Annotated in this window: 23 protein-coding genes and 6 tRNA genes; 23 read left to right on the top strand and 6 right to left on the bottom strand. The window is 35.7% G+C overall.

Annotated elements, in window-relative coordinates; translation table 11 throughout:
• The first annotated feature begins 310 nt into the window (after positions 1 to 310).
• Together HNQ94_RS13680 and HNQ94_RS13675 are read left to right on the top strand one after the other, a co-directional pair.
• Complete coding sequence (locus HNQ94_RS13680) at positions 311 to 1,018, top strand: tRNA (adenine(22)-N(1))-methyltransferase (RefSeq protein ID WP_221452573.1); 708 nt, start codon at positions 311 to 313, stop codon at positions 1,016 to 1,018.
• Positions 1,011 to 2,132, top strand: a complete 1,122-nt coding sequence (locus HNQ94_RS13675) for a Nif3-like dinuclear metal center hexameric protein (RefSeq protein ID WP_174494639.1) — start codon at positions 1,011 to 1,013, stop codon at positions 2,130 to 2,132. The genes HNQ94_RS13680 and HNQ94_RS13675 overlap by 8 nt, the downstream gene beginning before the upstream one ends.
• A 55-nt stretch (positions 2,133 to 2,187) precedes the next feature.
• Here the strand turns inward: HNQ94_RS13675 and HNQ94_RS13670 are convergent, their stop codons facing one another.
• A complete protein-coding gene (locus tag HNQ94_RS13670; protein WP_174494640.1) occupies positions 2,188 to 3,135 on the bottom strand; it encodes a 4-hydroxy-3-methylbut-2-enyl diphosphate reductase in 948 nt (315 codons plus the stop codon).
• Positions 3,136 to 3,303: 168 nt separating this feature from the next.
• Between HNQ94_RS13670 and HNQ94_RS13665 the strand changes: the two genes are divergently transcribed.
• Both HNQ94_RS13665 and HNQ94_RS13660 read left to right on the top strand, forming a co-directional pair.
• Positions 3,304 to 4,632, top strand: coding sequence for a DEAD/DEAH box helicase (locus HNQ94_RS13665; RefSeq protein ID WP_174494641.1), 1,329 nt, complete (start codon positions 3,304 to 3,306; stop codon positions 4,630 to 4,632).
• Positions 4,633 to 4,655: 23 nt separating this feature from the next.
• Positions 4,656 to 5,549 carry a deoxyribonuclease IV gene (locus tag HNQ94_RS13660; RefSeq protein ID WP_174494642.1) on the top strand — a complete coding sequence of 298 codons (894 nt, stop codon included), beginning with the start codon at positions 4,656 to 4,658 and terminating at the stop codon, positions 5,547 to 5,549.
• Between the two features lie 38 nt (positions 5,550 to 5,587).
• Here the strand turns inward: HNQ94_RS13660 and HNQ94_RS13655 are convergent, their stop codons facing one another.
• Positions 5,588 to 5,869, bottom strand: a complete 282-nt coding sequence (locus tag HNQ94_RS13655) for a DUF2624 domain-containing protein (protein WP_174494643.1) — start codon at positions 5,867 to 5,869, stop codon at positions 5,588 to 5,590.
• 184 nt (positions 5,870 to 6,053) lie between these two features.
• On the opposite strand from HNQ94_RS13655, the gene HNQ94_RS13650 reads away from it, so the two are divergent.
• Both HNQ94_RS13650 and HNQ94_RS13645 read left to right on the top strand, forming a co-directional pair.
• On the top strand, positions 6,054 to 6,761 hold the full coding sequence (locus tag HNQ94_RS13650; RefSeq protein WP_174494644.1) for a lytic transglycosylase domain-containing protein: 708 nt from the start codon (positions 6,054 to 6,056) through the stop codon (positions 6,759 to 6,761).
• 122 nt (positions 6,762 to 6,883) lie between these two features.
• Positions 6,884 to 7,345, top strand: a complete 462-nt coding sequence (locus tag HNQ94_RS13645) for a hypothetical protein (RefSeq protein ID WP_174494645.1) — start codon at positions 6,884 to 6,886, stop codon at positions 7,343 to 7,345.
• Between the two features lie 45 nt (positions 7,346 to 7,390).
• Here the strand turns inward: HNQ94_RS13645 and ispG are convergent, their stop codons facing one another.
• Positions 7,391 to 8,488, bottom strand: coding sequence for a flavodoxin-dependent (E)-4-hydroxy-3-methylbut-2-enyl-diphosphate synthase (gene ispG, locus HNQ94_RS13640; protein ID WP_174494752.1), 1,098 nt, complete (start codon positions 8,486 to 8,488; stop codon positions 7,391 to 7,393).
• 184 nt (positions 8,489 to 8,672) lie between these two features.
• On the bottom strand, positions 8,673 to 9,050 hold the full coding sequence (gene yqfZ, locus HNQ94_RS13635; RefSeq protein WP_174494646.1) for a protein YqfZ: 378 nt from the start codon (positions 9,048 to 9,050) through the stop codon (positions 8,673 to 8,675).
• A gap of 90 nt (positions 9,051 to 9,140) precedes the next feature.
• Between yqfZ and HNQ94_RS13630 the strand changes: the two genes are divergently transcribed.
• Both HNQ94_RS13630 and HNQ94_RS13625 read left to right on the top strand, forming a co-directional pair.
• Entirely contained in the window at positions 9,141 to 9,773 is a 633-nt protein-coding gene (locus tag HNQ94_RS13630) for an NfeD family protein (RefSeq protein WP_174494647.1), read from the top strand.
• An 89-nt stretch (positions 9,774 to 9,862) separates the two neighbouring features.
• Positions 9,863 to 11,527, top strand: coding sequence for a methyl-accepting chemotaxis protein (locus tag HNQ94_RS13625; protein ID WP_174494648.1), 1,665 nt, complete (start codon positions 9,863 to 9,865; stop codon positions 11,525 to 11,527).
• A 48-nt stretch (positions 11,528 to 11,575) separates the two neighbouring features.
• Here HNQ94_RS13625 and HNQ94_RS13620 read toward each other — a convergent pair whose 3' ends face one another.
• Positions 11,576 to 12,340, bottom strand: coding sequence for a DUF1189 domain-containing protein (locus HNQ94_RS13620; protein WP_174494649.1), 765 nt, complete (start codon positions 12,338 to 12,340; stop codon positions 11,576 to 11,578).
• 241 nt (positions 12,341 to 12,581) lie between these two features.
• On the opposite strand from HNQ94_RS13620, the gene HNQ94_RS13615 reads away from it, so the two are divergent.
• The 15 genes from HNQ94_RS13615 to phoU all read left to right on the top strand — a co-directional run bounded on the left by HNQ94_RS13615 (position 12,582) and on the right by phoU (position 24,655).
• Positions 12,582 to 14,195 (top strand): Na/Pi cotransporter family protein, encoded by a 1,614-nt coding sequence (locus HNQ94_RS13615; protein ID WP_376697751.1) that lies wholly within the window; start codon positions 12,582 to 12,584, stop codon positions 14,193 to 14,195.
• Positions 14,196 to 14,426: 231 nt separating this feature from the next.
• Positions 14,427 to 14,501 (top strand) — tRNA-Asn (locus tag HNQ94_RS13610).
• 3 nt (positions 14,502 to 14,504) lie between these two features.
• Positions 14,505 to 14,581: transfer RNA gene (locus HNQ94_RS13605), tRNA-Met, on the top strand.
• Between the two features lie 53 nt (positions 14,582 to 14,634).
• Positions 14,635 to 14,710, top strand: a tRNA-His gene (locus HNQ94_RS13600).
• Positions 14,711 to 14,720: 10 nt separating this feature from the next.
• Positions 14,721 to 14,797, top strand: a tRNA-Ile gene (locus HNQ94_RS13595).
• Between the two features lie 19 nt (positions 14,798 to 14,816).
• Positions 14,817 to 14,909: transfer RNA gene (locus HNQ94_RS13590), tRNA-Ser, on the top strand.
• A 70-nt stretch (positions 14,910 to 14,979) separates the two neighbouring features.
• Positions 14,980 to 15,055: transfer RNA gene (locus HNQ94_RS13585), tRNA-Phe, on the top strand.
• A gap of 377 nt (positions 15,056 to 15,432) precedes the next feature.
• Complete coding sequence (sodA, locus tag HNQ94_RS13580) at positions 15,433 to 16,044, top strand: superoxide dismutase SodA (RefSeq protein WP_174494651.1); 612 nt, start codon at positions 15,433 to 15,435, stop codon at positions 16,042 to 16,044.
• A gap of 133 nt (positions 16,045 to 16,177) precedes the next feature.
• Positions 16,178 to 17,464 carry an MFS transporter gene (locus HNQ94_RS13575; protein WP_174494652.1) on the top strand — a complete coding sequence of 429 codons (1,287 nt, stop codon included), beginning with the start codon at positions 16,178 to 16,180 and terminating at the stop codon, positions 17,462 to 17,464.
• A gap of 80 nt (positions 17,465 to 17,544) precedes the next feature.
• Positions 17,545 to 19,695 (top strand): peptidoglycan D,D-transpeptidase FtsI family protein, encoded by a 2,151-nt coding sequence (locus tag HNQ94_RS13570; protein ID WP_311771632.1) that lies wholly within the window; start codon positions 17,545 to 17,547, stop codon positions 19,693 to 19,695.
• Between the two features lie 403 nt (positions 19,696 to 20,098).
• Positions 20,099 to 21,106, top strand: coding sequence for a PstS family phosphate ABC transporter substrate-binding protein (locus HNQ94_RS13565; RefSeq protein ID WP_174494654.1), 1,008 nt, complete (start codon positions 20,099 to 20,101; stop codon positions 21,104 to 21,106).
• Between the two features lie 204 nt (positions 21,107 to 21,310).
• Entirely contained in the window at positions 21,311 to 22,255 is a 945-nt protein-coding gene (gene pstC / locus HNQ94_RS13560) for a phosphate ABC transporter permease subunit PstC (RefSeq protein WP_174494655.1), read from the top strand.
• Entirely contained in the window at positions 22,255 to 23,133 is an 879-nt protein-coding gene (gene pstA, locus HNQ94_RS13555) for a phosphate ABC transporter permease PstA (RefSeq protein WP_174494656.1), read from the top strand. Before pstC ends, pstA begins: the two co-directional genes overlap by 1 nt.
• Positions 23,134 to 23,154: 21 nt before the next feature.
• The gene (gene pstB / locus HNQ94_RS13550) at positions 23,155 to 23,967 is read left to right on the top strand and encodes a phosphate ABC transporter ATP-binding protein PstB (RefSeq protein WP_174494657.1); all 813 of its coding nucleotides are present in this window, start codon (positions 23,155 to 23,157) and stop codon (positions 23,965 to 23,967) included.
• Positions 23,968 to 23,989: 22 nt separating this feature from the next.
• Complete coding sequence (phoU, locus tag HNQ94_RS13545) at positions 23,990 to 24,655, top strand: phosphate signaling complex protein PhoU (RefSeq protein WP_221452571.1); 666 nt, start codon at positions 23,990 to 23,992, stop codon at positions 24,653 to 24,655.
• Between the two features lie 42 nt (positions 24,656 to 24,697).
• Here phoU and HNQ94_RS13540 read toward each other — a convergent pair whose 3' ends face one another.
• Positions 24,698 to 25,168 carry an endolytic transglycosylase MltG gene (locus HNQ94_RS13540; RefSeq protein ID WP_174494658.1) on the bottom strand — a complete coding sequence of 157 codons (471 nt, stop codon included), beginning with the start codon at positions 25,166 to 25,168 and terminating at the stop codon, positions 24,698 to 24,700.
• Position 25,169 lies beyond the last annotated feature (1 nt).

The raw sequence follows: 25,169 nt of genomic DNA, 5'->3' as shown, positions 1-25,169 counted from the left end.
AGGAGATTATCACAACTCGCCACTCGGCGAGTTTTTCTTTTTTGCTTAGGAAATTATAAAATTTTGGACTTGTGGAAAAGTTAGTTGCACGGGGAAGCCACGTCTAGCTCCAGCACCTACCCCCTCGGGACATAAGTCAATCTCTTCTGTGGCAAAAACCGCCACGGCAGGTCTTGTCTTATACCTGCCTTAGGCTGAGCAAGGCGCTTGCGCTTTTGTTCATTTTCACCACATTTCTTTATTATTAGGTTCAGATAGGTAAAATAAAGGGTATGATAGTATAAGTAAGTAAAAAAGTGGGGTAGCAATAATGATAGACATTAACATTTCAAATCGACTTCGAATTGTATCTAAATATTTACCGAAAGAAGCTAACTTTTGCGACATAGGATCTGATCATGCACATTTGCCTTGCTTTGTGTGCCTAAAAGATGAAAATGCTAAAGCTATTGCCGGGGAAATAAATGAAGGTCCCTATCAGTCGGCATTAAATCAAGTTACTAAATTAAACCTTCAAAGTAGAATAGACGTAAGAAAAGGGAATGGGCTTGCCGTTGTTTCTCCAGGTGAAGTTAATCAAGTAGTAATTGCCGGGATGGGAGGGACGTTGATATCTACTATTTTGGCAGAAGGGTTAGATAAACTGGATTCAGTTGAACGAATAATAACCCAACCTAATATTAATGCTCGCTATGTCCGAAAATGGTTATATAAACACAATTATTATTTAGTTGAGGAACAATTAATTGAAGAAGATGGGTACCACTACGAAATCTTAGTGGCCGATAAAAATCGTCATCAACAACAGAAGGAATTGACTGAGAAAGAGTATTATTTTGGTCCAATTTTGTTAGAAAATAAGAGCGGTCCTTTTTTGACCAAATGGGACCTAGTGCTCCAGAAAAAGATAAGAATTGTTCAGCAGATGAAGGCAGCTGCTGAACCAGATAAGGATAAAATAGCGGAGTTTGAACAACAAATTGAGTGGTTAGAGGAGGTTTTACGAAAAAATGAATAACGCAGTTACTGGCCACCATATTATTAAACAACTAGAAAAGTGGGCACCAAAAACGTTAGCAATGGATGGAGATAAAATCGGTTTGCACGTAGGTACACTAAATAAACCGGTAAAAAAAGTAATGGTTACATTAGATGTGCTGGAAAACGTGGTGGATGAAGCAATTGAAAAGAACGTCGATCTCATTATTGCACATCATCCATTTATATTTAAGGCCTTAAAGGTAATAAGTCCGGATAATGAAAAAGGAAGAATAATTGAAAAGTTAATACGAAATAATATTTCCGTATATGTAGCTCATACTAATCTAGATGTAGCTGACGGTGGCATTAATGACATGTTAATGAATGAACTAGGATTTCAAAAAACAAATATTTTAGTTGAAATGTCACGAGAAGAATTATTTAAACTTGTCGTATTTGTACCTGAAACCCATCAAGAAGAAGTCCGTACAGCATTAGGAGACAGTGGTGCAGGACATATAGGCGATTATAGTCATTGTACATTCCAAACAAGCGGTCAAGGCACATTTAAGCCATTGGAAGGAAGTAATCCATACATAGGGAAGACAAATGAACTAGAACGTGTTAATGAGGTTAGAATGGAAACAATCGTACCAAAGTCAAAGCTATCCTTAGTACTTAGCGAAATGGAAAATGCACACCCTTATGAAGAGGTTGCTTATGATCTTTATCCAGTGGAGCTGGAAGGTAAAGTATTTGGCTTAGGTAGGTATGCAGTGCTTGAAGAAAAAATAACGTTAGAACAGTTTGTTAAGCAAATAAAAGAACGTCTAGATGTTCCGGCAGTAAGGGTTGTAGGTGACTTAAAGAAAAAAATTAAAACAGTAGGGATAATTGGTGGGGATGGCAACAAATTTATCCACCAAGTAAAGCGTAAAGGTGTGGATGTTTTAATTACAGGAGATGTATATTACCACACGGCCCATGATGCAATGGGTATTGGTTTATCTATGATTGATCCAGGACATCATATTGAGAAAGTGATGAAAAAAGGCGTAAAGGCATTTTTGGATAAGCAATGTAGAGAAAATGATATGAAAGTGGAAGTGATTACCTCTACCGCAATTACTGAACCGTTTCAATTCTTATAAAATAAAATAAAAAAATGCCGTTGGGATTTTTCGTTTACCCAAACGGCATTTTTTCTTATGATTTTTTTTCTTTAACTTTAGGTAAAATTTTTCTTTTTTCTACCTTTGAACGAATATCCCAGCTATCGGGATTGTTTTGATCATAGCCCTCTAAAAATTTAATTACCTCTTTTGTGATCGGCGTGGGTGTCGATGCCCCTGCTGTAACAGCTACTTTTTGAACTCCTTCTAACCATTCTAGTTTAAGCTCGGAAACATCGGAAATGCGAAAAGCACGTGTTCCTGCAATTTCTTCAGAAACTTGTGCCAAGCGGTTTGAATTATTAGAACGTGGGTCCCCTACGACAATGGTAAGGTCTGCCTCTTTTGCCTGTTCAGCAACTGCTTCCTGTCTTACTTGTGTAGCCATACAGATTTCTTGAACCATCTCTGTTTGGGGAAGCTTTTCTTTAACTTTTTGCATGACGTCATAAACATCCCATTGGCTCATCGTTGTTTGATTAGTAACGATAATTTTCGGTGCATCAAGTGTAAGCTGATCTACATCTTCCTCTGTTTGTACGAGGTGAACGTGACCAGGTGCAACTCCAACAGCGCCTTCTGGTTCTGGGTGGCCCTTTTTCCCGATATAAACAATTTCATAACCTTCTTTTACTTTTTCCCGAATCAAGTCATGTGTTTTGGTTACATCTGGGCACGTAGCATCTAGGACAGTCAAGCCCTTTTTAGCAGCTCGTTCCTTTACTTCTGGTGATACCCCATGTGCCGTGAAGATGACCGTTCCTTCGTCTATATCCTCTAGCAAATCCGACCTATTTTTCCCATCAAGGGTGATAACCCCTTCTTCCTTAAAAGCTTCTGTCACGTGATTGTTATGAACAATCATTCCTAAAATATATATAGGCCTTGGTAAATTAGGGTCCTTTGTGGCATTTTTAGCAATGACCATCGCGTCAACAACTCCATAACAGTACCCACGAGGTGCAATTTTAATGACTTCCATACCGAATCCTCCTCAAACAATCTATTTAAACCTTCATAACATGTATGTTTTTTCCCATTTCTTTTATTATAAAGGGTAAAGGGTCATAAGACAAAATGTTTCACAAAGTGGCATAATTTATCAGACTTTACTATAATGAAAATGCAGTACACAAAGGAGACATTCGCTATGGAACAAAATAAATTTAAAACCTATCAATTTCAACCTTTCATGTATAACGTCTTGGACAAGCTTAAATTCACAGAGCCAACACCTATACAGAAAGAAGTTATTCCAGCAGTAATAAGGAAGGAAAGCTTAATTGGACAATCTCACACAGGCTCAGGAAAGACCCATGCCTATTTACTTCCTCTTTTTAATCGAGTAAAAGAAGATAAAAAAGAAGTTCAATTCGTTATTACTGTTCCAACTAGAGAGTTAGCCATGCAAATTTTTGAAGAAGTGAAAAAGATGATCACCTTCTCAGATAAGGAAGAAGTTTTAAGAGCAAAATTATTAATCGGTGGAACAGATAAACAAAAAATGATGGATAAGCTTAAAGAACCACCGCATATAGTTGTTGGAACCCCAGGGAGAATATTAGATCTAGTACAGGAAGGTGCCCTTGATTTGTATAGTGCGTCCGCAATGGTTGTTGATGAAGCAGATCTATTAATTGATTTAGGATTAATTCAAGAAGTTGATGAGATATTAGTAAAAATGAAAAGACATACACAGTTAATGGTTTTTTCTGCAACCATACCTGTAAAGCTTCAGCATTTTTTGAAAAAGTATATGGAAAACCCGAAGCACATTCATATTAACGATAAAGGTCCTGCGCCTGAAAAAATGGAGCATCGCTTAATTCCTCTGCGTCATCGAAGTAAAGCGGAGTTAATTATGGAAGCAACAAAATTAATTAACCCATACTTAGCTTTGATTTTTGTTAACAAAAAAGAAAATGCGGATGAACTTGCAGGCGAATTGACGGAAAAAGGACTATCAACGGGTATTATTCATGGTGGATTGACACCTAGAGAGCGTAAACGAGTATTAAAAAACTTAAAAAATTTGGATTTCCAATATATCGTTGCGACAGATTTAGCTGCTAGAGGAATTGATATACCAGGAGTAAGTCATATTTTTAATGCTGAACTCCCAAAGGACCCCGAAGTCTATTTGCACAGAGTTGGACGTACTGCAAGAGCTGGATTAGAGGGAACTGCAATAAGTTTTTATAAAGAGCAGGATTTACCTCTAATAGAGAAACTCGAAAAGTCAGGCATTCCATTTACTAATTTTGATGTGAAAAATAACGAATGGGTAGAAATTAAAGATTGGAACCAACGGAAAAAGAGAGAACAAAAAGAAAATGATCTTCAAGAAGAAGCGTGGAAAAAAGTAAGAAGACCAAAAGGTGTAAAACCCGGTTATAAAAAGAAAATGAAGCGCGAGGCAGAACAAATTAAAAATAAAATGAAAAGAAATCAGAACCAAAATAATAAAAGAAAAAAATAGCATAAAAAAAGGGAGAGAACCATATGTTGAAGTTGGGATCGCATGTTTCCATGTCGGGCAAAAAAATGCTACTAGGTGCTAGCGAAGAAGCACATTCATACAATGCTAATACATTCATGATATATACTGGTGCTCCACAAAATACGAGACGAAAGCCAATTGAGGAATTAAATGTTGAGGCTGGTATTGCCCATATGAAGGCAAACGGAATAGAAGAAATTATCGTACATGCTCCTTATATCATTAATATTGGTAATTCAACAAAACCGGAAACTTTTAAACTTGGAGTGGATTTTTTAAAGTCTGAAATTGAGCGAACAGATGCAATTGGCGCTACACAAATTGTATTACATCCCGGTGCTCACGTTGGGGCAGGAGCAGATGAAGGGATAAAGAAGATTATTGAAGGGCTTAACGAAGTCATTGATAAAAACCAAAATGTTCAAATAGCACTAGAAACAATGGCTGGTAAAGGGTCTGAGTGTGGAAGAACTTTTGATGAAATCGCTAAAATTATAGATGGAGTTAAGTTGAATGAAAAATTATCCGTTTGTATGGATACGTGCCACATACATGATGCGGGATATGATATTGTTAATGATTTTGATGGAGTTTTGGAGGAGTTCGACCGCATTGTAGGTATCGACCGCATACAAGTACTACACATTAATGATAGTAAGAATGATCGTGGTACTCATAAAGATCGTCATGAGAACATTGGTTTCGGAAAAATCGGTTTTGAAGCACTTAATTACGTCGTTCATCACCCTCAATTAATGCATGTACCTAAAATATTAGAAACGCCTTATGTAGGGGAAGATAAGAAAGATAAACGACCTCCTTACTTGTTTGAAATAGAAATGTTAAAGCAAAAGAATTTTGATATAAGTCTAAAAGAAAAAATTATTGCTGGATAATCAAAAACGTCAGTTCCAATGGAACTGACGTTTTTCCTTTAAAACATATCTTTAACCCCATATTGCTTGATCATGTCATTGAATAATTTGTATGCTTTTTTGGCAGTTTTTTCATCTGTTACGTGGGATATTTTTTTTAGTAGTTTAAAACGATCACTTTCTTTAAATGGATCTAAATCTTTCTTTTTTACATAATTAATAATTTTTGTGGCCTGTTCTTCTGTTAGGGTAAAATCGTATTGTTGGCCATACTTAATAAGCTCTTTACTCGTAATCGTATGAAATTTTTGTTGTACCATTTGGCGAATTAATTTTTTCATGCTATCAACCTCTATCCATTTTATTCATTATTATTATATGAAGTAGTAGGAGAAAGTGACTTTTATTACTTTTTTTAGGAAAAGAAACCAATATTAGGACAAAATCTTTGCAATAAATGGTATCTTCCTTTACGATAGCTGTTGGTAAAAGGCTACTCAGCTTTTTACAGAAAGGGAGTGCTTTATGCAACAGAAAAAAAGATCTTCTCAGCTAATTTTAATCCTTTCCTATATAACGCTATGTACTGGATTATTGTTTATTTTCTTTTTTGATAAAACAACAACACTTCAACAGGAAAATAAAAAGTTAGAACAGAGAAATGAACAATTAGAATTACAAAACAGCTATGTTTTATCTGATACAGGAAATTTTAATTCTACAAGCGGCTATCTCGGATGGCAAACGATAAATAAAAAAGCAAACCAGTTGGTAAAAGAATCCGGCAATCGGTTTTCTAAAAGTTGGGCTATATATTTAGTGAAGGAAGCGCAAAAATACAATATAGATCCATTTTTAGTGTTTGAATTACTAAAAACGGAGACTGGGGGTACCTTTAATCCTGAGCTTGTAGGTCCTCCAACAAAATTTGGACATGCTTATGGACTTGCACAATTTATGAAAAATACCGCACCTTGGGTAGCAAAGATGGGTAATCTTCCTTACAATGAACAATTACTATTTGATCCTTATTATTCCATGCAACTATCAATCGTTTATTTAGATTTTTTACACAAGAAGTACGAGAACTGGAATGAGGCATTAACTGCGTATCATAGGGGAATGGGTGGATTAGAGACTTTTAAGAAAGAAAATGGACATGCAAAAAGTTCTTATGCTGTTTCCATTCAACAACGCGCAAAAACACATCATAATGCAATAGCAAGCCGTTAAAACGATATTGCTTTTATCTTATCAGTTAGAACCTAACAATTAGTTAAAATATGCCACGTAAAAAGATCACTAAACTACACAAGCTATGATTGTACCTCTTCATGAAAGCGAGGGATAATCTAATGGCTTCACAAGACAGAAACAATCTAAACAAGCAAGGTGAAAGCCCGTTCCCTAAAGAAAATAGGGAAACTGATTATACAGTGAATACCAACTATTTTTTGCAAAGCAATCCAGGTGAAATAGATCACGTTGATGCGCCAGATGATTTCGATATACGTGATCAAAAGCAAGAGGAAGAGTTTGCGGCAGAAACAGCAATAGGAGCCTATGACGTGAGAGATCCTATCCATGCCCGAGAAAGAGAAACAAACATGGAAGAAGGGGTCGAAGCTGGTTGGGGCTGGGCAGCAATTGTGTTGTCTCTACTAGCCTTCTTTATGTGGCCACTCGTAATGGGGATTGCTGGTATAGTAGTCGGTGTCATGGCAAAGAGAAGAGGTGCCGATACGTTAGGTAATATTGCCATTGTTGGTGGTATTGCAGCGATCGTCATAAACTTAATGCTAGCTCCATTTGTTTAACTTGCTCAAAATTAAAACGCCCCCATTTTGGGGGCGTTTTTACATTTAAGCATTTAGCTCTGCTTCTTTTTGTTTTTTATAGTGCTCTTCAGCTAATTTATCAACTTCTTTTTTGAGCTCTTCCACCATGATTTCTTCTGGTACTTTTCGAATGATTTTTCCATGTCTAAAGAGTAATCCTTCTCCACGAGCACCAGCAATTCCGATATCAGCTTCTCTTGCCTCTCCTGGCCCGTTCACTGCGCATCCTAATACGGCTACTTTAATTGGTGCCTTTATTTTGGATATATACTCCTCTACCTCGTTAGCTATAGAAATTAAATCGATTTCGATTCGACCGCATGTCGGACAAGAAATCAACGTAGCAGCATTGGCAGCTAGCCCAAATGATTTTAATAATTCACGAGCTACTTTTACCTCTTCAACAGGATCTGCACTTAAAGAAATACGTACAGTATTCCCTATACCTTTACTTAAAATGGCACCTAGGCCAGCAGCACTTTTTACAGTTCCTGCAAATAATGTACCTGATTCTGTAATACCAAGATGTAAAGGATATTTAATAACTTGTGCAGCTTTTTCATATGCTTCAATAGCCAAATTTACATCGGACGCCTTTAAGGAAACAATGATGTCATGGAAATCTAAATCTTCCAAAATTTTAATATGATGAAGTGCACTTTCCACCATACCATCTGCTGTAGGATAACCGTATTTTTCTAGGATTTTCTTTTCTAGGGAACCTGCGTTAACCCCAATACGTATAGGTATACCCTTTGCTTTAGCAGCATTAACAACAGCTTCTACTTTTTCCTTTTTTCCTATATTTCCAGGATTTATACGAATTTTATCCGCGCCACCCTCAATAGCTTTTAAAGCTAAGCGATAATCAAAGTGTATATCAACTACCAATGGAATGGTAATACGTTTTTTGATTTCTGGAATTGCATTTGCGGCTCTTTCATCAGGACAAGCGACACGTACTACCTGGCATCCTGCTTCAACTAATCGTTCGATTTCAGCAACAGTTGCATCTACATCGTGAGTTTTTGTCGTTGTCATTGATTGGATGATAACTTCATCTTTCCCACCTATTGTAATATTTCCAACACGTACAGGTCGTGTATCTTTACGGTGAATAATTTGAGTCATGTAATGAACGCTCCTTTTAGCAATACATTTAGTGTATGTTTCCTATTAGGAAAATACTTACTAGTGTAAAACTTCGTGTTAAATATAGAGAATATCCAACACTTCCTAATCCATTATAAGTGCTAAGAGAAAAAATGAGAAGTAGATTACTTCGGAAAAATGGACAGATGTTTTCTTATTGTTTATATACAGGGAAAAAATATGTTTCATCTATTTTAATTTGGTGTGGGTCTGTATTTGGATTAAGGTCTTTAAAGTCATCTAACAATGTCTGTATGGAGCTAATTTTTGTGTTTAATTCCTCTGCAATGGATAAAACAGTATCCCCACCCTGGATTTTACGGATAACTACTTCATAAGGCTTTATTTCCTCTTCTAATGGATCTAACTCTGACTGACTAACGTCCTTTTGTACATGATCATTTTTTTCTACATGTTCTTCCTTAGTAGGAGGGGATGCTTGAACGGCTGTTCCTACTGTTAAATCGCTTATTATACTCTTCACGAATAGAATAAGAAAGAAAAATAATAATAATTTTGTATATAATTTCATTACTTTGACCTCCAAATTCTCCAATACAAAGTATAAAATTGAAACTGGAGAAGACTTAAAACCGTATTAAGATTAAAAGGGGTGACGTAGATGGAATTTCTAAGCTCAAGTATTGCTGCATTCCTGCTAACATTTTTAGGAATGATGTTATTAATTGGAGAAATGCTAGTTAAATTAAGAGGGTTTTCAGGATTATTAGGTTTCGGTTTTATTTTGTTATACTTTGGAACACACTTGACCACATTCAATTTAGTTATAATGAGTTCTCTATATTTAGTCGCTTTATTACTGATTATAATAGACGGAAAAGTATTAAATGACGGAACTTTATCATTTATTGGTTTAACGATGATGCTGGTGATTATAGGGCTAACAACTCCAAGTTGGATTACTGGTATTTATGGGGTTATAGGAGTAATTCTAGGTACTTTGTGTAGTTTCCTTTTTTTAAAAGTATTTCCAAAAAGAAATATGTGGGATCGAATCACATTATTTGACCGGTTGTCTACTGAGGCTGGGTATAACTCTATCAACAATAAGTATGAACAACTAAAAAATAAACAAGGAGTTGCGTTAACGGATTTAAGACCTGTAGGAACGATTCGAATTGATAATGAAGAATTCAGTGCTGTATCAAACGGAAAGTGGATTCCGAGGAATAAAAAAATTGTCGTAAATCATGTCGATGGAACAAAAATTTTAGTAGATGAAGTAGAAAATTAATATTTCTTTAATGTGCCCTTTACTTTCTATTTACAAACCAATGTCATACTTGTGTGAAGAAGTTGGTTTGTAAATAGGAGGGGACATTGTTGTTGGAAGATATAAAGAAAAAAGAAATTTCTTTTCAGATGCGATTACTTGTTGTTATTTCTATGTTGTTTTTGTTTACAATCGCAGTTGTTGGAACGATTTCGTATATAAAAGCTAAAGATAGCCAATTATCCCTAGTAAACGAGAGATTAGAACGAGAAGTTTTTATCATGAGGGAAATGGCAAGAAACTTGAAATACGCTTTTGTTAATGATGAAGATCAGTTTACAAAACAACTTCTTCATTCAGTAGAAGATCAAAGAATTAAATTAATGCAGGATAACTATAGTCCAAAACTATTTTTAATTGGAAATGACGAATCACTACAAATGGAAAAGAGAGTTGCTCAACAAGCAAATCTTAATCAAAACATAGTTGGGAAGATAAAGGGAGAGGGGAATTCTTCATTTTTTGCGAAATGGCAGGGGAAGCAATGGTTATTCTCCTTTGGAACAGTGCAAGAATTACAAGGTATTTATGTTATTGCGATACCGAAAAGTGAATTAATGGAATCAGCTAACGAACTAGCTAAGTATTTTTTAACGGCTGGCATCGTAAGTATAGTCCTCATGCTCATTTTTGTTTCTTTTATAATCCGAAAAATGACCTTACCTTTAACGAAGCTACGAAGTGAAATGAAAAAGGCACGGGATGGTAGCTTTGGAAATGTAGAAACAATTAATAGTAGTATTCCTGAAGTACGCTCTTTAAATAAAAGTTTTCAGATGCTTATGGACAAAATATCTGAGTTGTTTCAAAACATACAAGATGCTATTACACAACTTACCGACACGAGTGATGAACTTGCTGTATCTTCTGAGGAGTTATCAGCAACACAGGAAGTGATGAGAACAGATTTACATAAGGTAATGAACAGTGCAGAAAAAACCCAAGGGACATTTAAACAATACGAAGAAATCTTCTATCGACTAAAAAATTTAATGGTACTACTTAAGAATGAATTTGAAGAAATGAAACATAAGCAACAGAAAATGAATCATTCGGTCAAAAGCGGTTCTTCAGATGTGGTTTCCATAGTGGGAGCATTGGAAGAGTTTTATGATGGCGTGCTCCTCATGACAAACAAAATAAGTGAATTTCAATTACATACTAACAATATCCGTAAGGCCGGAACAATGATCCAAGATCTTTCAGAACGGACAAAATTACTAGCTCTAAATGCAACTATAGAGGCAGCTCGGGCAGGGGAACACGGAAAAGGATTTGCAGTCGTAGCAGAAGAAGTTCGTAAGTTAGCTGAGAATTCAAGGAGTGCAGCAATAGAAATAGAACAAAAGGTAGTAGATACAGTACATATTGGAAATTTCTTTTCAGACCAATTTTTAACACTAAAAGATGAGCTTTCCGGTCAATTAAAAATTGCCCAAACTTCAAGTTCTACTTTTTCAACCTTGGCTAATGAAATTAAAGAAGTAGATATGCATATTAATCGTTCAACTTCAGAGGTGATAAAGGCGGAATCTGTTATACCTGAGCTTGAGAGTGCTTTTCAACATTTCTACGCACATATAGAAGAAACGCTATCTTCTTTACAGCAACTTTTTGAGAGTTCAGAAATTCAGCAAAAATCTATGGAAGAGACCGAGGACATGAGAACTCAGTTAGTAGCAATTAGTCAATCACTAGCGTCTATTGGTAAATAAAAAAAGGACAAATCCTCTTTATCTGTTAGAGGATTTGTCCTTTTATAGTTAATCATACTTTTTAGGTGTCGGAATATAGGAAATAATCTTATAAAGCAGGAAAGATCCTAATGCCCAAAAAGCCACGCCTGCATAAGGAATACTTAGTTGTATTCCGTCTATAAAGGATATAATCAATGATGGTAACGTAATAGCATAGGCAGTTAAAATCCATACATGTCGATATTGGATGTTTTTCTTTAATCTAGATTTAATGAATAAACCGATTAAAGCTAATAACGTAATTTCAATAAATTTAACTCCAGTAGAGAAAACATAATAAATTAGAAGATAAATACTGATGATAAAGTATTTGTTCGTATTAATGTCGTCAATAAATTGGATAATTTCATCTTTCGTCATGTTATCAGAACCAAAGGCGGTGTATGGAAATTCAAAGGATAGAACTTTCGTGATAAGCAGAGCTTTATCCTCTAATAAAACGATACCCTCATCTAGTGTTTCTTGCACGGATGCTATTGTTTCATCACTCTCTGGTTTGACAACAAAATAGTCTCCAACATACTGTTCTTCGGCTTGGAGCTTCTCCTCTTGAATGGCGAAGTCAGGGATGTCGGTAAAATTAGTTGTTTGAATTTTGTTTAAGGCACTTGATGTTTGTATACTATAAGAAAGAGCAAAAGGGATAGAAACAATTAGCATAAATAAAAATATATAAGCGATCGTTCTGCCCATTTTCTGCATTCTAAACGCAGATACTTTCTTAAAGTCATAAAGACTATATAAAAATTGTTTAAAAAGATTTACCTTCAAAAATAGTCACGTCCTTTTGTTTTGATCTATTCCATCATAATTCAACATTATTTTTCATAGCAAGCTAAAGTTTATTGTTAGTTTATAGAGGTAAATGTTAAGAGAATGTAAATTTTGTTGAAAATCCTTTACAAAACTTTCAAATTTCTTTAATAATTAGATGGGTATTCTTTTTAATTTTATAGAGATAGATATTTTGGATGATGAGGGGTTGAAAATTTTGGATGCCAATGTTCAAGAAATGATTTTTGAATTTATCGGTGGTCTCGGTATCTTTTTATTTGGTATTAAGTACATGGGAGATGGATTGCAAAAATCAGCAGGTGACCGCTTAAGGGACATCTTAGATAAATTTACGACAAATCCGTTTATGGGTGTGTTGGCTGGTATCGTTGTAACTATTTTAATTCAAAGTAGTTCAGGTACTACCGTTTTAACGGTTGGTCTTGTAAATGCTGGTTTTATGACACTACGACAAGCAATTGGAGTAGTAATGGGAGCAAATATAGGAACAACTGTTACCGCATTTATTATCGGGATCGATGTCGGAGCATATGCTTTACCTATGATTGCACTCGGTTCAGTACTTATATTTTTCTTTAAGAGTAAAAAACTTACTTATTTTGGACAAACTGTTTTTGGATTAGGATGTTTATTCTTTGGTTTAGAGCTAATGTCAAGTGGCATGAAACCTCTTCGTACGTTAGAGGCATTTCATGAATTAACGCTTAGTATGAGTGAAATTCCACTCCTTGGAGTAGTAGTGGGAACAGTATTTACCGTTATCGTTCAAAGCTCTAGTGCAACGATAGGGGTACTCCAAGGTTTATTTGATGAAGGAGCTATAGTTTTAACTGCTGCTTTACCTGTTTTATTCGGTGATAATATTGGTACAACTATTACGGCTGTGTTAGCTGCTTTAGGAGCAAGTGTTGCTGCGAAAAGAACAGCTGCAACCCACGTAATATTCAATTTAATAGGGACATCAATATTTTTAATATTACTTGGACCTTTTACAACGTTAATTGAATTTTTCCAACAGTCATTAAATTTAGATCCAAAAATGACAATTGCATTTGCACACGGAACATTTAATGTAACGAATACACTTATTCAGCTTCCTTTTATTGGCTTCTTGGCGTTTATTGTAACTAAATTAATACCAGGTGACGATTCTGCTGTGGAATATAAACCAAAACATTTGGATCCAATTTTCTTACAGCAATCACCGTCTGTAGCTTTAGGTCAAGCCAAAGAAGAGTCATTACGTATGGGAGAATTAGCACTAAAGGGTCTAGAAGAAACTAGTTTATATTTAAATAATAACCAGCAAAAACATGCTGAGTTAGCCTTACAATTAGAAAGTGCTATAAATAATTTAGACAGAAAGATAACCGATTACCTTGTTAAGATTTCCGGTTCATCTTTATCTGAATCTGAAAGTAGACTCCACTCAGCGGTTGTAGACAACGTCCGTGATATTGAACGTATTGGAGATCACTTTGAAAATATAGTAGAACTGATTGACTATAAAATTTCAAACAAGGTTTTAATAACAGAGCAAGCTCTAGAGGATTTAAATGACATGTTTAACTTAACTTTAATTACGGTTAAGCAAGCTTTAAATTCTTTTGACAACATGGATAGAGAAGAGGCTCTTGAAGTTATACAAAAAGAAGAACAAATCGATCAAATGGAGAGAAACTATCGTAAAAAGCACATTCTTCGTTTGAATGAAGGAATTTGTACAGGATCTGCTGGTATCGTATTTGTAGATATTATTAGTAATCTAGAGCGTATCGGTGATCATGCCTTAAATATTGCTCAAGAGGTAATTGGCAAGGAAAGCAACTAAGCAATACGAAATGAGGCCTTTTCAACTTACAGGGCCTCATTTCTTTATATCCAAGAAATTAGTACAATAATTTAAGAAATCTCTTGAATCAACATTAACAACGTGCTATATTACATTTGTTGTTAAAAAAGATTCTTTTTGAAATAATGTTGACATAACTTTTTAAGCATGTTATATTATATTTCGTCGCTAAAATTGTTTTGCAAAAAAAAGAAACAAGCTTTTCATTATTCCACCGTAGCTCAGTGGTAGAGCAATCGGCTGTTAACCGATTGGTCGTAGGTTCGAGTCCTACCGGTGGAGCCAAATGGCGGTGTAGCTCAGCTGGCGAGAGCGTACGGTTCATACCCGTGAGGTCGGGGGTTCGATCCCCTCCGCCGCTACCATTTTTATAAAGCGTACCCGTATGATACGCCTAGATAAATTTCATACCAATATGGCGGCTGTGGCGAAGGGGTTAACGCACCGGATTGTGGCTCCGGCACTCGTGGGTTCAATTCCCATCAGTCGCCCCATATATATTTTGGACCCTTAGCTCAGCTGGTTAGAGCTATCGGCTCATAACCGATCGGTCGCAGGTTCGAGTCCTGCAGGGTCCACCATTTGAATATCTTGTATTGCGGAGGAGTACCCAAGTCCGGCTGAAGGGATCGGTCTTGAAAACCGACAGGGGTGTCAAAGCCCGCGGGGGTTCGAATCCCTCCTCCTCCGCCATAATACATATTCGGCGGCTCAGCTCGATACGAGTCATTATATGAATCAAGAAATACCGAATAACTAAAATGGCTCGGTAGCTCAGTCGGTAGAGCAACGGACTGAAAATCCGTGTGTCGGCGGTTCGATTCCGTCCCGAGCCACCACTTACATAATGAAAACAGGCAAATGTGCCTGTTTTTTTGTTGTTTTAAAACTTTTTAAAGGTTCAAAATGATAAAATGCAGATTCAACACAAATGATTAAAGGTACATCGGGATTATTTGGAGGGTAGAAGGGTTAATTAAAGGTTCAACGTCATAATTGCTGGCTAAACTAGAATGATTGTAAACTTTTAAGCAAATTTCCCCCAACAATGTTCGACATGTTTTAATAACATAATTAAGGGTAATATTATATATGTGCGAAATATTTGCAACAAAAAGGTGCGATTGTTAGTCTAAACTTGAAGGGATTATGATATTTAGCTAGAATATAATGTATTGTAATCCAACAATTACATATTAATAAGGAGGAATTTTTAATGGGTAAATTTGAATTACCAGAATTACCATATGCTTATGATGCATTAGAACCACACATTGATAAGGAAACAATGAATATTCACCACACGAAGCACCATAATACTTATGTAACAAAGCTAAACGATGCGTTAAATGGACACGCTGATTTAGAAGGAAAGTCATTGGATGAGCTTTTAGGCAATCTTGACGCAGTACCAGAAAGTATTCGTACAGCAGTTCGTAACAATGGTGGTGGACACGCTAACCATAGCCTGTTCTGGACTTTACTTTCTCCAAATGGTGGAGGAGAGCCAACTGGTGAAGTAGCAAGCAAAATCAACGAAACTTTTGGAAGCTTCGATAAGTTTAAAGAAGAATTTGCTGCTGCTGGTGCTGGTCGTTTCGGATCTGGTTGGGTATGGCTAGTAGTAAATAACGGTAACCTTGAAGTAACAAGCACGCCAAACCAAGACACTCCTGTAATGGAAGGGAAAACACCTATCCTAGGTCTTGATGTTTGGGAGCATGCTTACTACTTAAAATACCAAAACAAGCGCCCAGATTATATTTCAGCATTCTGGAATGTTGTGAACTGGGATGAAGTAGAAAAGCTTTACCAAGCAGCAAAATAACAAAATATTACCTTAAGAGACAGAGCGAAATGCTCTGTCTTTTTTGTGTTCTTTTTTCATTTAATCTTTCCTCTTTATTGAATAGTTGAAGGTGTATTGCAAAAAATATAAACAGAGAAATGGGGTTTGCAAAATGAAAAAAGGTTTAAAGTCTGTAATTGGTGAAGTTGATATAAATCGTGATTTAGTTTTGCTGCTTACTATTGGAGGTTTATATTCTATAAGCATTTTCCTTTCAAATACTTTTGTAAATATCTTCTTATGGAAGCAAGCTGGTGACTATGCTACAATTGCTTTTTATAATTTAGCTGTTTATATATTACAGCCTTTCACCTTTATTCTTGCTGGTAAGTGGGCTAAAAAAGTAGACCGGGTCATTGTTCTTCGTCTTGGCGTTTCTTTTTTATCCCTTTTTTTTATGACAGTATTAATTTTGGGAGAGAATGCAGCAAAATACAACATTTTGTTAGGGGCAATACTTGGTGTTGGTTATGGTTTTTATTGGTTGGCTTTTAATGTACTAACATTTGAAATAACCGAGCCAGAAACCCGGGATTTCTTTAATGGTTTTTTTGGATTGCTTCAATCTTTTGGGGGGATGATTGGGCCAATAACAGCAGGTTTTATCATCTCTAAAATGGAAGCGTATACTGGCTATACGACCATTTTTAGTATCTCATTAACATTATTTGTAGTAGCAGTAGTCTGTAGTTTATTTTTAAATAGAAGAAGTGCTGAAGGTGATTTTCGCTTTGTTCGAATCTTCCAAGAGAGAAAAAACAGTAAAAACTGGAGACGTGTTCTACAAGCGAATTATTCACAAGGTATAAGAGAAGGTACATTTTTATTTGTTATCTCTATTTGGGTATTTTTAATTACGGAGAGCGAGTTATCACTTGGTACTTTTAATTTAGTTTTCTCTGCTTTTTCTTTTGTTTGTTATTACTTAGCAACGAGATTTATAAAACCAGTAAATCGGAAAAAGGCAATCTTTATTGGAGGTTCGATTCTTTATTTTTCGATTTACCTGATTATTTTCTTTAAAAGCTTTACCATTTTGTTAATTTATGCCGCGATTATTGGAATCGCCTATCCTATCATCTATGTTCCTTATTTTTCTTTAGCTTATGACGTCATTGGTACATCATGGAAGGCTAAAGAAATGAGGATTGAGTATATTGTCGTGAAAGAATTATTTTTAAATGGAGGGCGTGTATCTTCTATATTATTATTCATTATCGTTACAACTTTGTTTGACACAGAAAAGAGTATTCCCTATTTATTAGCCATTGTGGGAATAGGACATTTCTTAATATACTTCTTTATGCGGGACGTTGAATTTGTTCCCCATGATAAAAAAGAAACAAAGAAAAGTGAACCAATCATTACTAAAGAGGTAATAGAGGAAGAAAATCGGTAATATAAATTTAACGAAAAGTTATGTCGTATCGTGTTATAATGAGGAGAAAAAATCACCTTAGAAAAAGGGAGGGGAGCCCTTTGAACAATAAAAAGAAAACACACTTACCATTGCGTTTAAATATATTGTTTTTTATTATATTTTTGTTATTTTCTTTTCTTATCCTTCAACTTGGGGTCGTACAGATTCTGTATGGTGAATCGGCTCAAAATGAAATCGATAGGACGGAAGATACCATTACGAATATACCTGTACCTAGAGGGGAAATGTATGATCGTTTTGGAAGAATTATTTTAGAAAATAAGCCTTCGTTTTCCATTACGTATACACCTCCAAAAAATGTTCAGCCGAAAGAGAAGTTAGAGTTAGCGGAAAAGCTTGCTCAATATATAGACAAGCCCATTAAAAAGGTAACAGAATGGGATAAGAAAGATTATTGGATTTACTATAATCGAGAAGAAGCATACGGGCGATTAACAGAAGAGGAAAAACTTTTAGATGCAAAGAGTCAGTACTACGCTGTGATCGACAAAGTAACGGATGAGGATTTAAAAGAAATTAACGAGAGTGAAGAAATATTAGAAATTATCGCGATTAAGAGAGAGCTTGAACAAGCTCCGGCATTAACACCACATATCGTTAAGAATGAGGATATTACGGAAAAAGAATATGCTGTTGTTGCGGAGCATTTAAGTGAGCTACCTGGAATAAACGTGACAACAGATTGGAATCGAAATAATGTTTATGGTGGTACATTTTCAAATTTTATTGGAAGTATCACATCCCATGATGAAGGAATTATTGGGGAAAAAGTAGACTATTACTTATCTAGAGATTATAGTCGTAATGATCGGGTAGGTAAAAGTGGATTAGAAGAACAATATGAATCCATATTGAAGGGCCAAAAAGAACAAATCATGCACATCACGAACAAGGAAGGTGTTCTTGTCCGGTCAGAAGTTGTAAGGCAAGGACAACAAGGTAAAACCCTTGTTCTAACAGTAGATATGGAATTACAACAGATGGTAGACAACATTGTTCGAGAAGAATTAGAGAAAATAATTAAAGACAATCCAGTAAAAAATAAATATTTAGAAGACGCATTAGTTGTCATGATGGAGCCGAATACGGGAGATATTTTAGCAATGTCTGGTCAAAGGTATGTAAGAAATGGGGATAAGCCTCACTTTGAAGACCAATCTTTTCGTGTCGTTTATGATGCCCATCGTCCAGGTTCTGCGATAAAAGGTGCTACTGTTTTAGCTGGTTATGAGTCAGGAGTTATTAATGTTGGTGATTCTTTTTACGATTCACCTATAAAGATTGCAGGGACCCCAACAAAAAGCTCTTATGAAAATTTAGGATCTGTTAACGATATAAAAGCACTAGCAAAATCATCTAACGTATATATGTTTTACATTGCAATGAGAATGGGTGGAGAATATAACTATATTAAAAATTCAACCATTCAATTTAATCCCGATGCATTCCGTCAAATGAGAAATTATTTTAAACAATTCGGTTTAGGTGTGGAGACAGGAGTAGATTTACCGTACGAAGCCACTGGATATAAAGGAAGTACTTTAGGTCCAGGTCTACTAATGGACTTTTCTATTGGTCAGTATGATACGTTTACAGCGTTACAGTTAAGCCAGTATATTTCTACAATTGCTAATGGTGGCTATCGTATTCGTCCACACTTAGTAAACGAAATTAGAAATCCAAATTCATCTGAAGAATTGGGATCTTTATACAAAGTTGTTTCACCAGAGGTATTAAATAAAATTGATATGAATGATGGGTATCTAAAGCAAGTACAAGAAGGACTAAGACAAGTTTTCCAACATCCTGATGGAACTGCGGATCATGTCTTTAGTAAAGCCCCTTATAATCCAGCTGGTAAAACAGGAACAGCTGAAAATGAGATTTACAGAGAAATTGATGGAAAAATACAAAAGGTTGCAGATGTTGAGAACCTAACACTAGTTGGATATGCGCCTTTTGATAAGCCAGAAATAGCTTTCTCTGTAGTTGTTCCAAATGTGGGGTTAAAGGCTGGCAATGGTATTAACCTTCAAATTGGTAAAAAAATATTAGATGCTTATTTTGAACTAAAGGAAAAACGTGCTAAAGAAGGAGTTACTTCTACTACGTCAGAAAACGAAGCTACAGAGGAGACCGAAAATCAAGAAGCGGAAGATAATATGGAAGAAGAACAGAACGGACAATAGTCTGTTCTGTTTTTTTTATCGCATAGGAAATTATAAAATTTCGGACTTGTGGATAAGTTAGTTGCACGGGGGAGCCACGTCTAGCTCCAGCACCTACCCCCTCGGGACATAAGTCAATCCCTTCTGTGGCAAAAACCTCCACGGCAGGTCTTGTCTTATGCCTGCCTTAGGCTGAGCAAGGCGCTTGCGCTTTTGTTCTCGCCATAAGAACTCGGCGACAAGCCAAGTTTTTCTAATAAATCTTGCTCGGTTTAAACCGAAAATACAATAATCAACAATTTTATACAACGAATCCCCCATTTTTACATAACCTTTACATTCTATTTATATGCCGTTAACAGATGGGTATTAATATTAGCATTGTAAGAAAAATCAGTTTAAGAAAAGTAGGGGGAAAAACAAAATGCAAAAATTGAAACGTCTGGCATTTTTATTCACTTTTATTTTAATCATCAGCGCTTTAGCAGCATGTGGTCAAGGTGAGGAAGACGCTAACACAGATGCAGGTGACACTAATACAGAAGATCAATCAAATGGGGATAATGGAAACAGTGAAGAAAAGGTATCTGGAACTATTAATCTTGCGGGATCTTCAACAGTTTTCCCAATTATGGAATATGTGACTTATGAATATAACAAAGTACAACCTGATGTAAATACACCATTAGAAAGTATCGGATCTGGTGGAGGTTTCAAACGTTCTACAAAAGGTGAAATTGATTTCAGTAATGCATCACGACCAATTCAAGAAGAAGAAATTGAAATAGCAAAAGAAAATGGTATTGAATTACTAGAAGTGGAATTAGCTTATGATGGACTTTCAGTTGTAGTAAGCCAACAAAATGATTTTCTTGAAAATGTAACTATTGAGCAATTACGTGATATTTTTATCGCAGAACGTGGAAACAAGCTATGGTCTGATGTAAACCCAGAATGGCCTAAAAAAGAAATTAAAATTTTCAGCCCTGGACATGATTCAGGAACTTTCGATTACTTCAATGAAGTAGTTCTAGAAGAAAACCCAATGCGCGAAGGCGAAGGTGTAACACTTTCTGAGGATGACAATCTTCTTGTACGCGGTATTCAAAATGATCCTTACGCAATTGGATTTTTCGGATATGCTTACTACGCTGCTAATGAAGATAGCTTGAAAGTTCTTGGTATAGACAATGGAAATGGGCCAATAAAACCAACTTTCGAAACAATTCAAGATGGATCTTATGAGCCGCTTGGTCGCCCATTATTCACTTATATTAACGCAAAATCTTTAGAAGAGAAAAAAGAGGTTCAAAACTTTACAGAGTTCTTACTAACTAATGCTGGTGCGGCATCTGAACATGTAGGTTACGTTGCATTACCTGAAGAAGAGTACCAATCACAGTTAGCTGAATTAAAAGCTCGTTATCAATAACTAGTTTTAATAGTAAAAGGGGACAGATTAGATTCTGTCCTCCTTTACCTTGTACTTTAAGATTTTAACTTTGTTAAAGGGTCAAAGTATAAGAAAAAACGAAGGCTTTCGTCATGATTTCTTGACGCAAGCTACGTGTTTTTCTCATTAAATAAGATTTTATCAAGTAATGACTATTTTTTATTGGATGAAGGGAGCTTAATCATGAATATCTCGCATGAGGGGAAACAGGGATTAGATATTCAGAAGAAAATTAAGGAGAAAAAAGAAAAGAGAAAACTACTAAAACAAACAGAAAAGGTAGTTCCAATCTTTTTATTCTTGTGTGCACTTTTTTCCGTTATCGCAACACTTGGAATTGTTTTTACATTATTGAAAGAAGCAATAACCTTCTTTAGTGCAGTTCCAATGAAGGAGTTCTTCTTTAATAACACATGGTCTCCTTGGTCTGGAGAATTTGGTGTTATACCTCTAATTAGTGGTACTTTATTAATTACGTGTATAGCAATTGTAGTAGCCCTTCCATTAGGAATTGCTGCGGCTATTTTTTTGAGTGAGTATGCTAGCGATAAAACGAGAAGGATTATTAAACCTACTCTAGAAGTACTTGCTGGTATTCCGACAGTTGTTTATGGTTTTTTTGCCTTAACATTTATTACACCTTTGTTCGAAAAAATCATACCTGAACTTCCCATATTTAATGCGTTAAGTGCAGGGATAGTAGTAGGTGTAATGATAATTCCGATGATTGCATCCTTATCTGAAGATGCGATGAATGCTGTGCCAAACAGTTTACGTGAAGGTGCTTTGGCAATGGGAGCTACTAGATTTGAAGTTGCAACAAAAGTAGTATTGCCAGCAGCATTTTCTGGCGTTGTAGCATCGATCGTATTAGCTGTTTCTCGTGCAATTGGGGAGACGATGATTGTGACAATAGCAGCGGGGCAAACACCTAACCTTACGTTTAACCCAACAGAGTCGATCCAGACGCTAACAGCGTTTATCGTCCAAGGTGCTAAAGGAGATACCACGTATGGCTCAACGATTTATTACAGTATATACGCAGTTGGAATCACTTTATTTGTTTTCACACTATTGATGAACTTTCTTTCACAATATATCGTTCGAAAGTATAGGGAGGAATACTAATGTTACAAAAACAGCAAGAGAAGTGGCAAAAAAGAGTAACAAAAAGAGTGTGGTTAAACAAAGTATTTCATTCCCTATTCTTTGCTGCAACCACTGTTGGACTTATCTTTCTTGCACTTCTTTTATATCGTATATTGACTCAAGGAATTAGTTATTTAGATTTGGACTTTTTACAAGGATTTCCGGCTCCTTACCCTGAAGAAGCCGGAATATTAGCAGGATTAGTAGGTTCCCTATATATCATTACAATCGTAGCGATTTTTGCTATCGTAATTGGGGTTTCTACTGCCCTCTATTTAGAAGAGTATGCAAAAAAGAATCGATTCACAAGATTTATTCAAAGTAATATTCAAAATTTGGCAGGTGTGCCTTCCATTGTGTTTGGATTACTAGGGCTAACGTTATTCGTTTACATCCTGCATTTAGGATACTCATTGCTCGCAGGTGGTTTAACAATGAGTTTACTCGTCCTACCAATCATCGTTGTTGCTTCTCAAGAGTCGATTCGAGCTGTACCGAATTTTTTAAAGGAAGCTTCTTATGGAATGGGCGCAACGAAATGGCAAACGATAGTACGTGTTGTTTTACCTGCAGCACTTCCTGGTATTATAACAGGCTCTATTTTAGCACTTTCAAGAGCAATAGGAGAGACTGCTCCGTTATTAGTTGTAGGAGCAGCGGCAGCAATTTACACACTTCCTGATTCCTTATTAGGCTCTTACACAGCAATGCCAATTCAAATTTACAGTTGGATTAGCAGACCACAAGAGGAATGGCCTCTAGTAGCAGCTGCAGGTATCATTGTTCTTTTAGTTGTCCTGTTATTAATGAACACGATCGCTGTGTTAATAAGAAATAAATTTAAAAAACGATATTAAATTTGGGTGGGAGGATTTAGAATGTCTATTTTTACAAAAGCAGTTATACAAGATACGGAACCAGTCCAAACAAATAAACAAAGCCATGTGTTTGAAATTTCTGATTTGAATTTATGGTACGGAGAAGATCAAGCCTTAAAAGATATAAATATGGATATTGCACAAAACGAAATTACTGCAATTATTGGCCCTTCTGGATGTGGAAAATCAACGTTTATTAAGACTTTAAACCGAATGGTTGAAATGATACCGACAGTAAAAACTTCAGGGACAATTAAATATAATGATCGTAATATTTTTGATCCTAAATTTGCTGTAGAGGATCTGCGTACGCAAGTAGGAATGGTGTTTCAAAAACCCAACCCATTTCCAAAAACAATCTATGAAAATATTGCTTATGGTCCTAAAATCCACGGAATTAAGAAAAAACAAGATTTAGATGAAATTGTAGAAAAAAGTTTGAAGGATGCTGCAATTTGGAACGAAGTCAAGGATCGTCTTCATGAAAATGCTTATGGCTTGTCTGGTGGACAACAACAACGTCTGTGCATTGCTCGCTGTTTAGCTATTGAACCAGATGTTATCTTAATGGATGAACCGACTTCAGCACTTGATCCTATTTCTACTTTGAAATTAGAAGAGCTTGTACAAAATTTAAAGCAAAAATATAGCATTGTTATTGTTACACATAATATGCAACAGGCTGCACGTGTTTCTGATAAAACAGCATTCTTCTTAAATGGAGAACTAATTGAGTATTCTAATACGAATAAATTATTTTCAAACCCTAACGATAAGCGCACAGAGGATTATATTACTGGTCGATTCGGATAATCCATCAAATAGAGGGGAAGAGATGAAAGTGACTATAAGAGAGCATTTTTATGAAGATTTACAAAATTTAAAAGGTTTAATTAAGGAACTAGCTGAAGATGCCGAACACGCCCTGAAAGAAGCAGTTGAAGGATTGTACCAAAAGGACATCGTAAAAGCACAACAAGTAATTGATCAGGATGAGCAATTAGACAAAAAGGAAGTAGTAATTAACGAAAAAGCAATATTATTAATTGCAAAACAACAACCTTTAGCGAAAGACTTGAGAAGATTAATTATTGCGATAAAAATTTCTTCTGACCTTGAGAGAATGGCAGATCACGCCGTTAATATTGCCAAAACAACAATTCGCTTAGGAAAAGACCACCCGTTAAATATCCATCCACAAATTGCCAAAATGGCTGAAAAGGCAAGAGACATGGTCATTTTAGCAATAAAGGCTTTTGAAAATGAAGACATTTCTATGGCAAGAAAACTTGCTGAGATGGACGATGAAGTAGATCATATGTATAGTGCCCTTATTCGAGAAATATTTGAAGAAACAACATCTAACCCACAAATGACACAACATTTAATGCAAATGGCTTTTAGTGCAAGATTCATTGAAAGATTTGCGGACCATATTACGAATATAGGAGAAAATATATTCTATCTAGTCAAAGGGGAAGCATACGATTTAAACGATTAAACGTAAGAAGCACAGGCTAATTGATCAGCCTGTGCTTCTATTTTATTTTGTTATTACTTCAGCAATTTCTTCATGAGTCATATTTTTTCTTAATTCAAATTCACCGATTTGAATTTTCGTACTATACTCGTTTGTTTCCAGAAATTTTCCAAAGGCTACTTGATCATCAATTAGGCCATTTTCATATAAGGCTGTACTAATTTCATGAATAACCATTCCTGGTTCGATAAGTAAAATATAGGCTTCCTCTTCTTCTTGACTGAGTTCTTCCTCTGGTTCTTCTTGCACAATTTGTTCCTCATTTTCTTCGGTTGCTGACAACCACTCATCCTGAGTAAGCACTACAAAACCCTCTTGTTGTAAGAAAGTCGAAGCTGTTTCTATAGAAAGTGGATTCTCTTCTTCTACTGAACTTTCTTTTTTTCGTTCCGTTTCTTCTATATAATAGGTAAAACCGAATAATATAGTAGCAGTAAGTAATCCAATGGAGAATGAACGTAAAACTATTTTCATA

Source organism: Salirhabdus euzebyi (assembly GCF_014207435.1).
In the GTDB taxonomy this organism is placed as follows: Bacteria; Bacillota; Bacilli; order Bacillales; family Alkalibacillaceae; genus Salirhabdus; species Salirhabdus euzebyi.
This window is presented reverse-complemented; position numbering and strand designations above follow the sequence as displayed.

Coding starts and splice junctions, on each gene's coding strand:
- HNQ94_RS13680 (WP_221452573.1), top strand. CDS start 311: ATGATAGACATTAACATTTCAAATCGACTTCGAATTGTATCTAAATAT.
- HNQ94_RS13675 (WP_174494639.1), top strand. CDS start 1,011: ATGAATAACGCAGTTACTGGCCACCATATTATTAAACAACTAGAAAAG.
- yqfZ (WP_174494646.1), bottom strand. CDS start 9,050: ATGAAATTATATACAAAATTATTATTATTTTTCTTTCTTATTCTATTC.
- HNQ94_RS13540 (WP_174494658.1), bottom strand. CDS start 25,168: ATGAAAATAGTTTTACGTTCATTCTCCATTGGATTACTTACTGCTACT.
- HNQ94_RS13615 (WP_376697751.1), top strand. CDS start 12,582: ATGATTTTTGAATTTATCGGTGGTCTCGGTATCTTTTTATTTGGTATT.
- HNQ94_RS13565 (WP_174494654.1), top strand. CDS start 20,099: ATGCAAAAATTGAAACGTCTGGCATTTTTATTCACTTTTATTTTAATC.
- HNQ94_RS13655 (WP_174494643.1), bottom strand. CDS start 5,869: ATGAAAAAATTAATTCGCCAAATGGTACAACAAAAATTTCATACGATT.
- sodA (WP_174494651.1), top strand. CDS start 15,433: ATGGGTAAATTTGAATTACCAGAATTACCATATGCTTATGATGCATTA.
- HNQ94_RS13575 (WP_174494652.1), top strand. CDS start 16,178: ATGAAAAAAGGTTTAAAGTCTGTAATTGGTGAAGTTGATATAAATCGT.
- HNQ94_RS13665 (WP_174494641.1), top strand. CDS start 3,304: ATGGAACAAAATAAATTTAAAACCTATCAATTTCAACCTTTCATGTAT.
- HNQ94_RS13645 (WP_174494645.1), top strand. CDS start 6,884: ATGGCTTCACAAGACAGAAACAATCTAAACAAGCAAGGTGAAAGCCCG.
- HNQ94_RS13670 (WP_174494640.1), bottom strand. CDS start 3,135: ATGGAAGTCATTAAAATTGCACCTCGTGGGTACTGTTATGGAGTTGTT.
- pstA (WP_174494656.1), top strand. CDS start 22,255: ATGTTACAAAAACAGCAAGAGAAGTGGCAAAAAAGAGTAACAAAAAGA.
- pstC (WP_174494655.1), top strand. CDS start 21,311: ATGAATATCTCGCATGAGGGGAAACAGGGATTAGATATTCAGAAGAAA.
- HNQ94_RS13630 (WP_174494647.1), top strand. CDS start 9,141: ATGGAATTTCTAAGCTCAAGTATTGCTGCATTCCTGCTAACATTTTTA.
- HNQ94_RS13660 (WP_174494642.1), top strand. CDS start 4,656: ATGTTGAAGTTGGGATCGCATGTTTCCATGTCGGGCAAAAAAATGCTA.
- phoU (WP_221452571.1), top strand. CDS start 23,990: ATGAAAGTGACTATAAGAGAGCATTTTTATGAAGATTTACAAAATTTA.
- HNQ94_RS13650 (WP_174494644.1), top strand. CDS start 6,054: ATGCAACAGAAAAAAAGATCTTCTCAGCTAATTTTAATCCTTTCCTAT.
- pstB (WP_174494657.1), top strand. CDS start 23,155: ATGTCTATTTTTACAAAAGCAGTTATACAAGATACGGAACCAGTCCAA.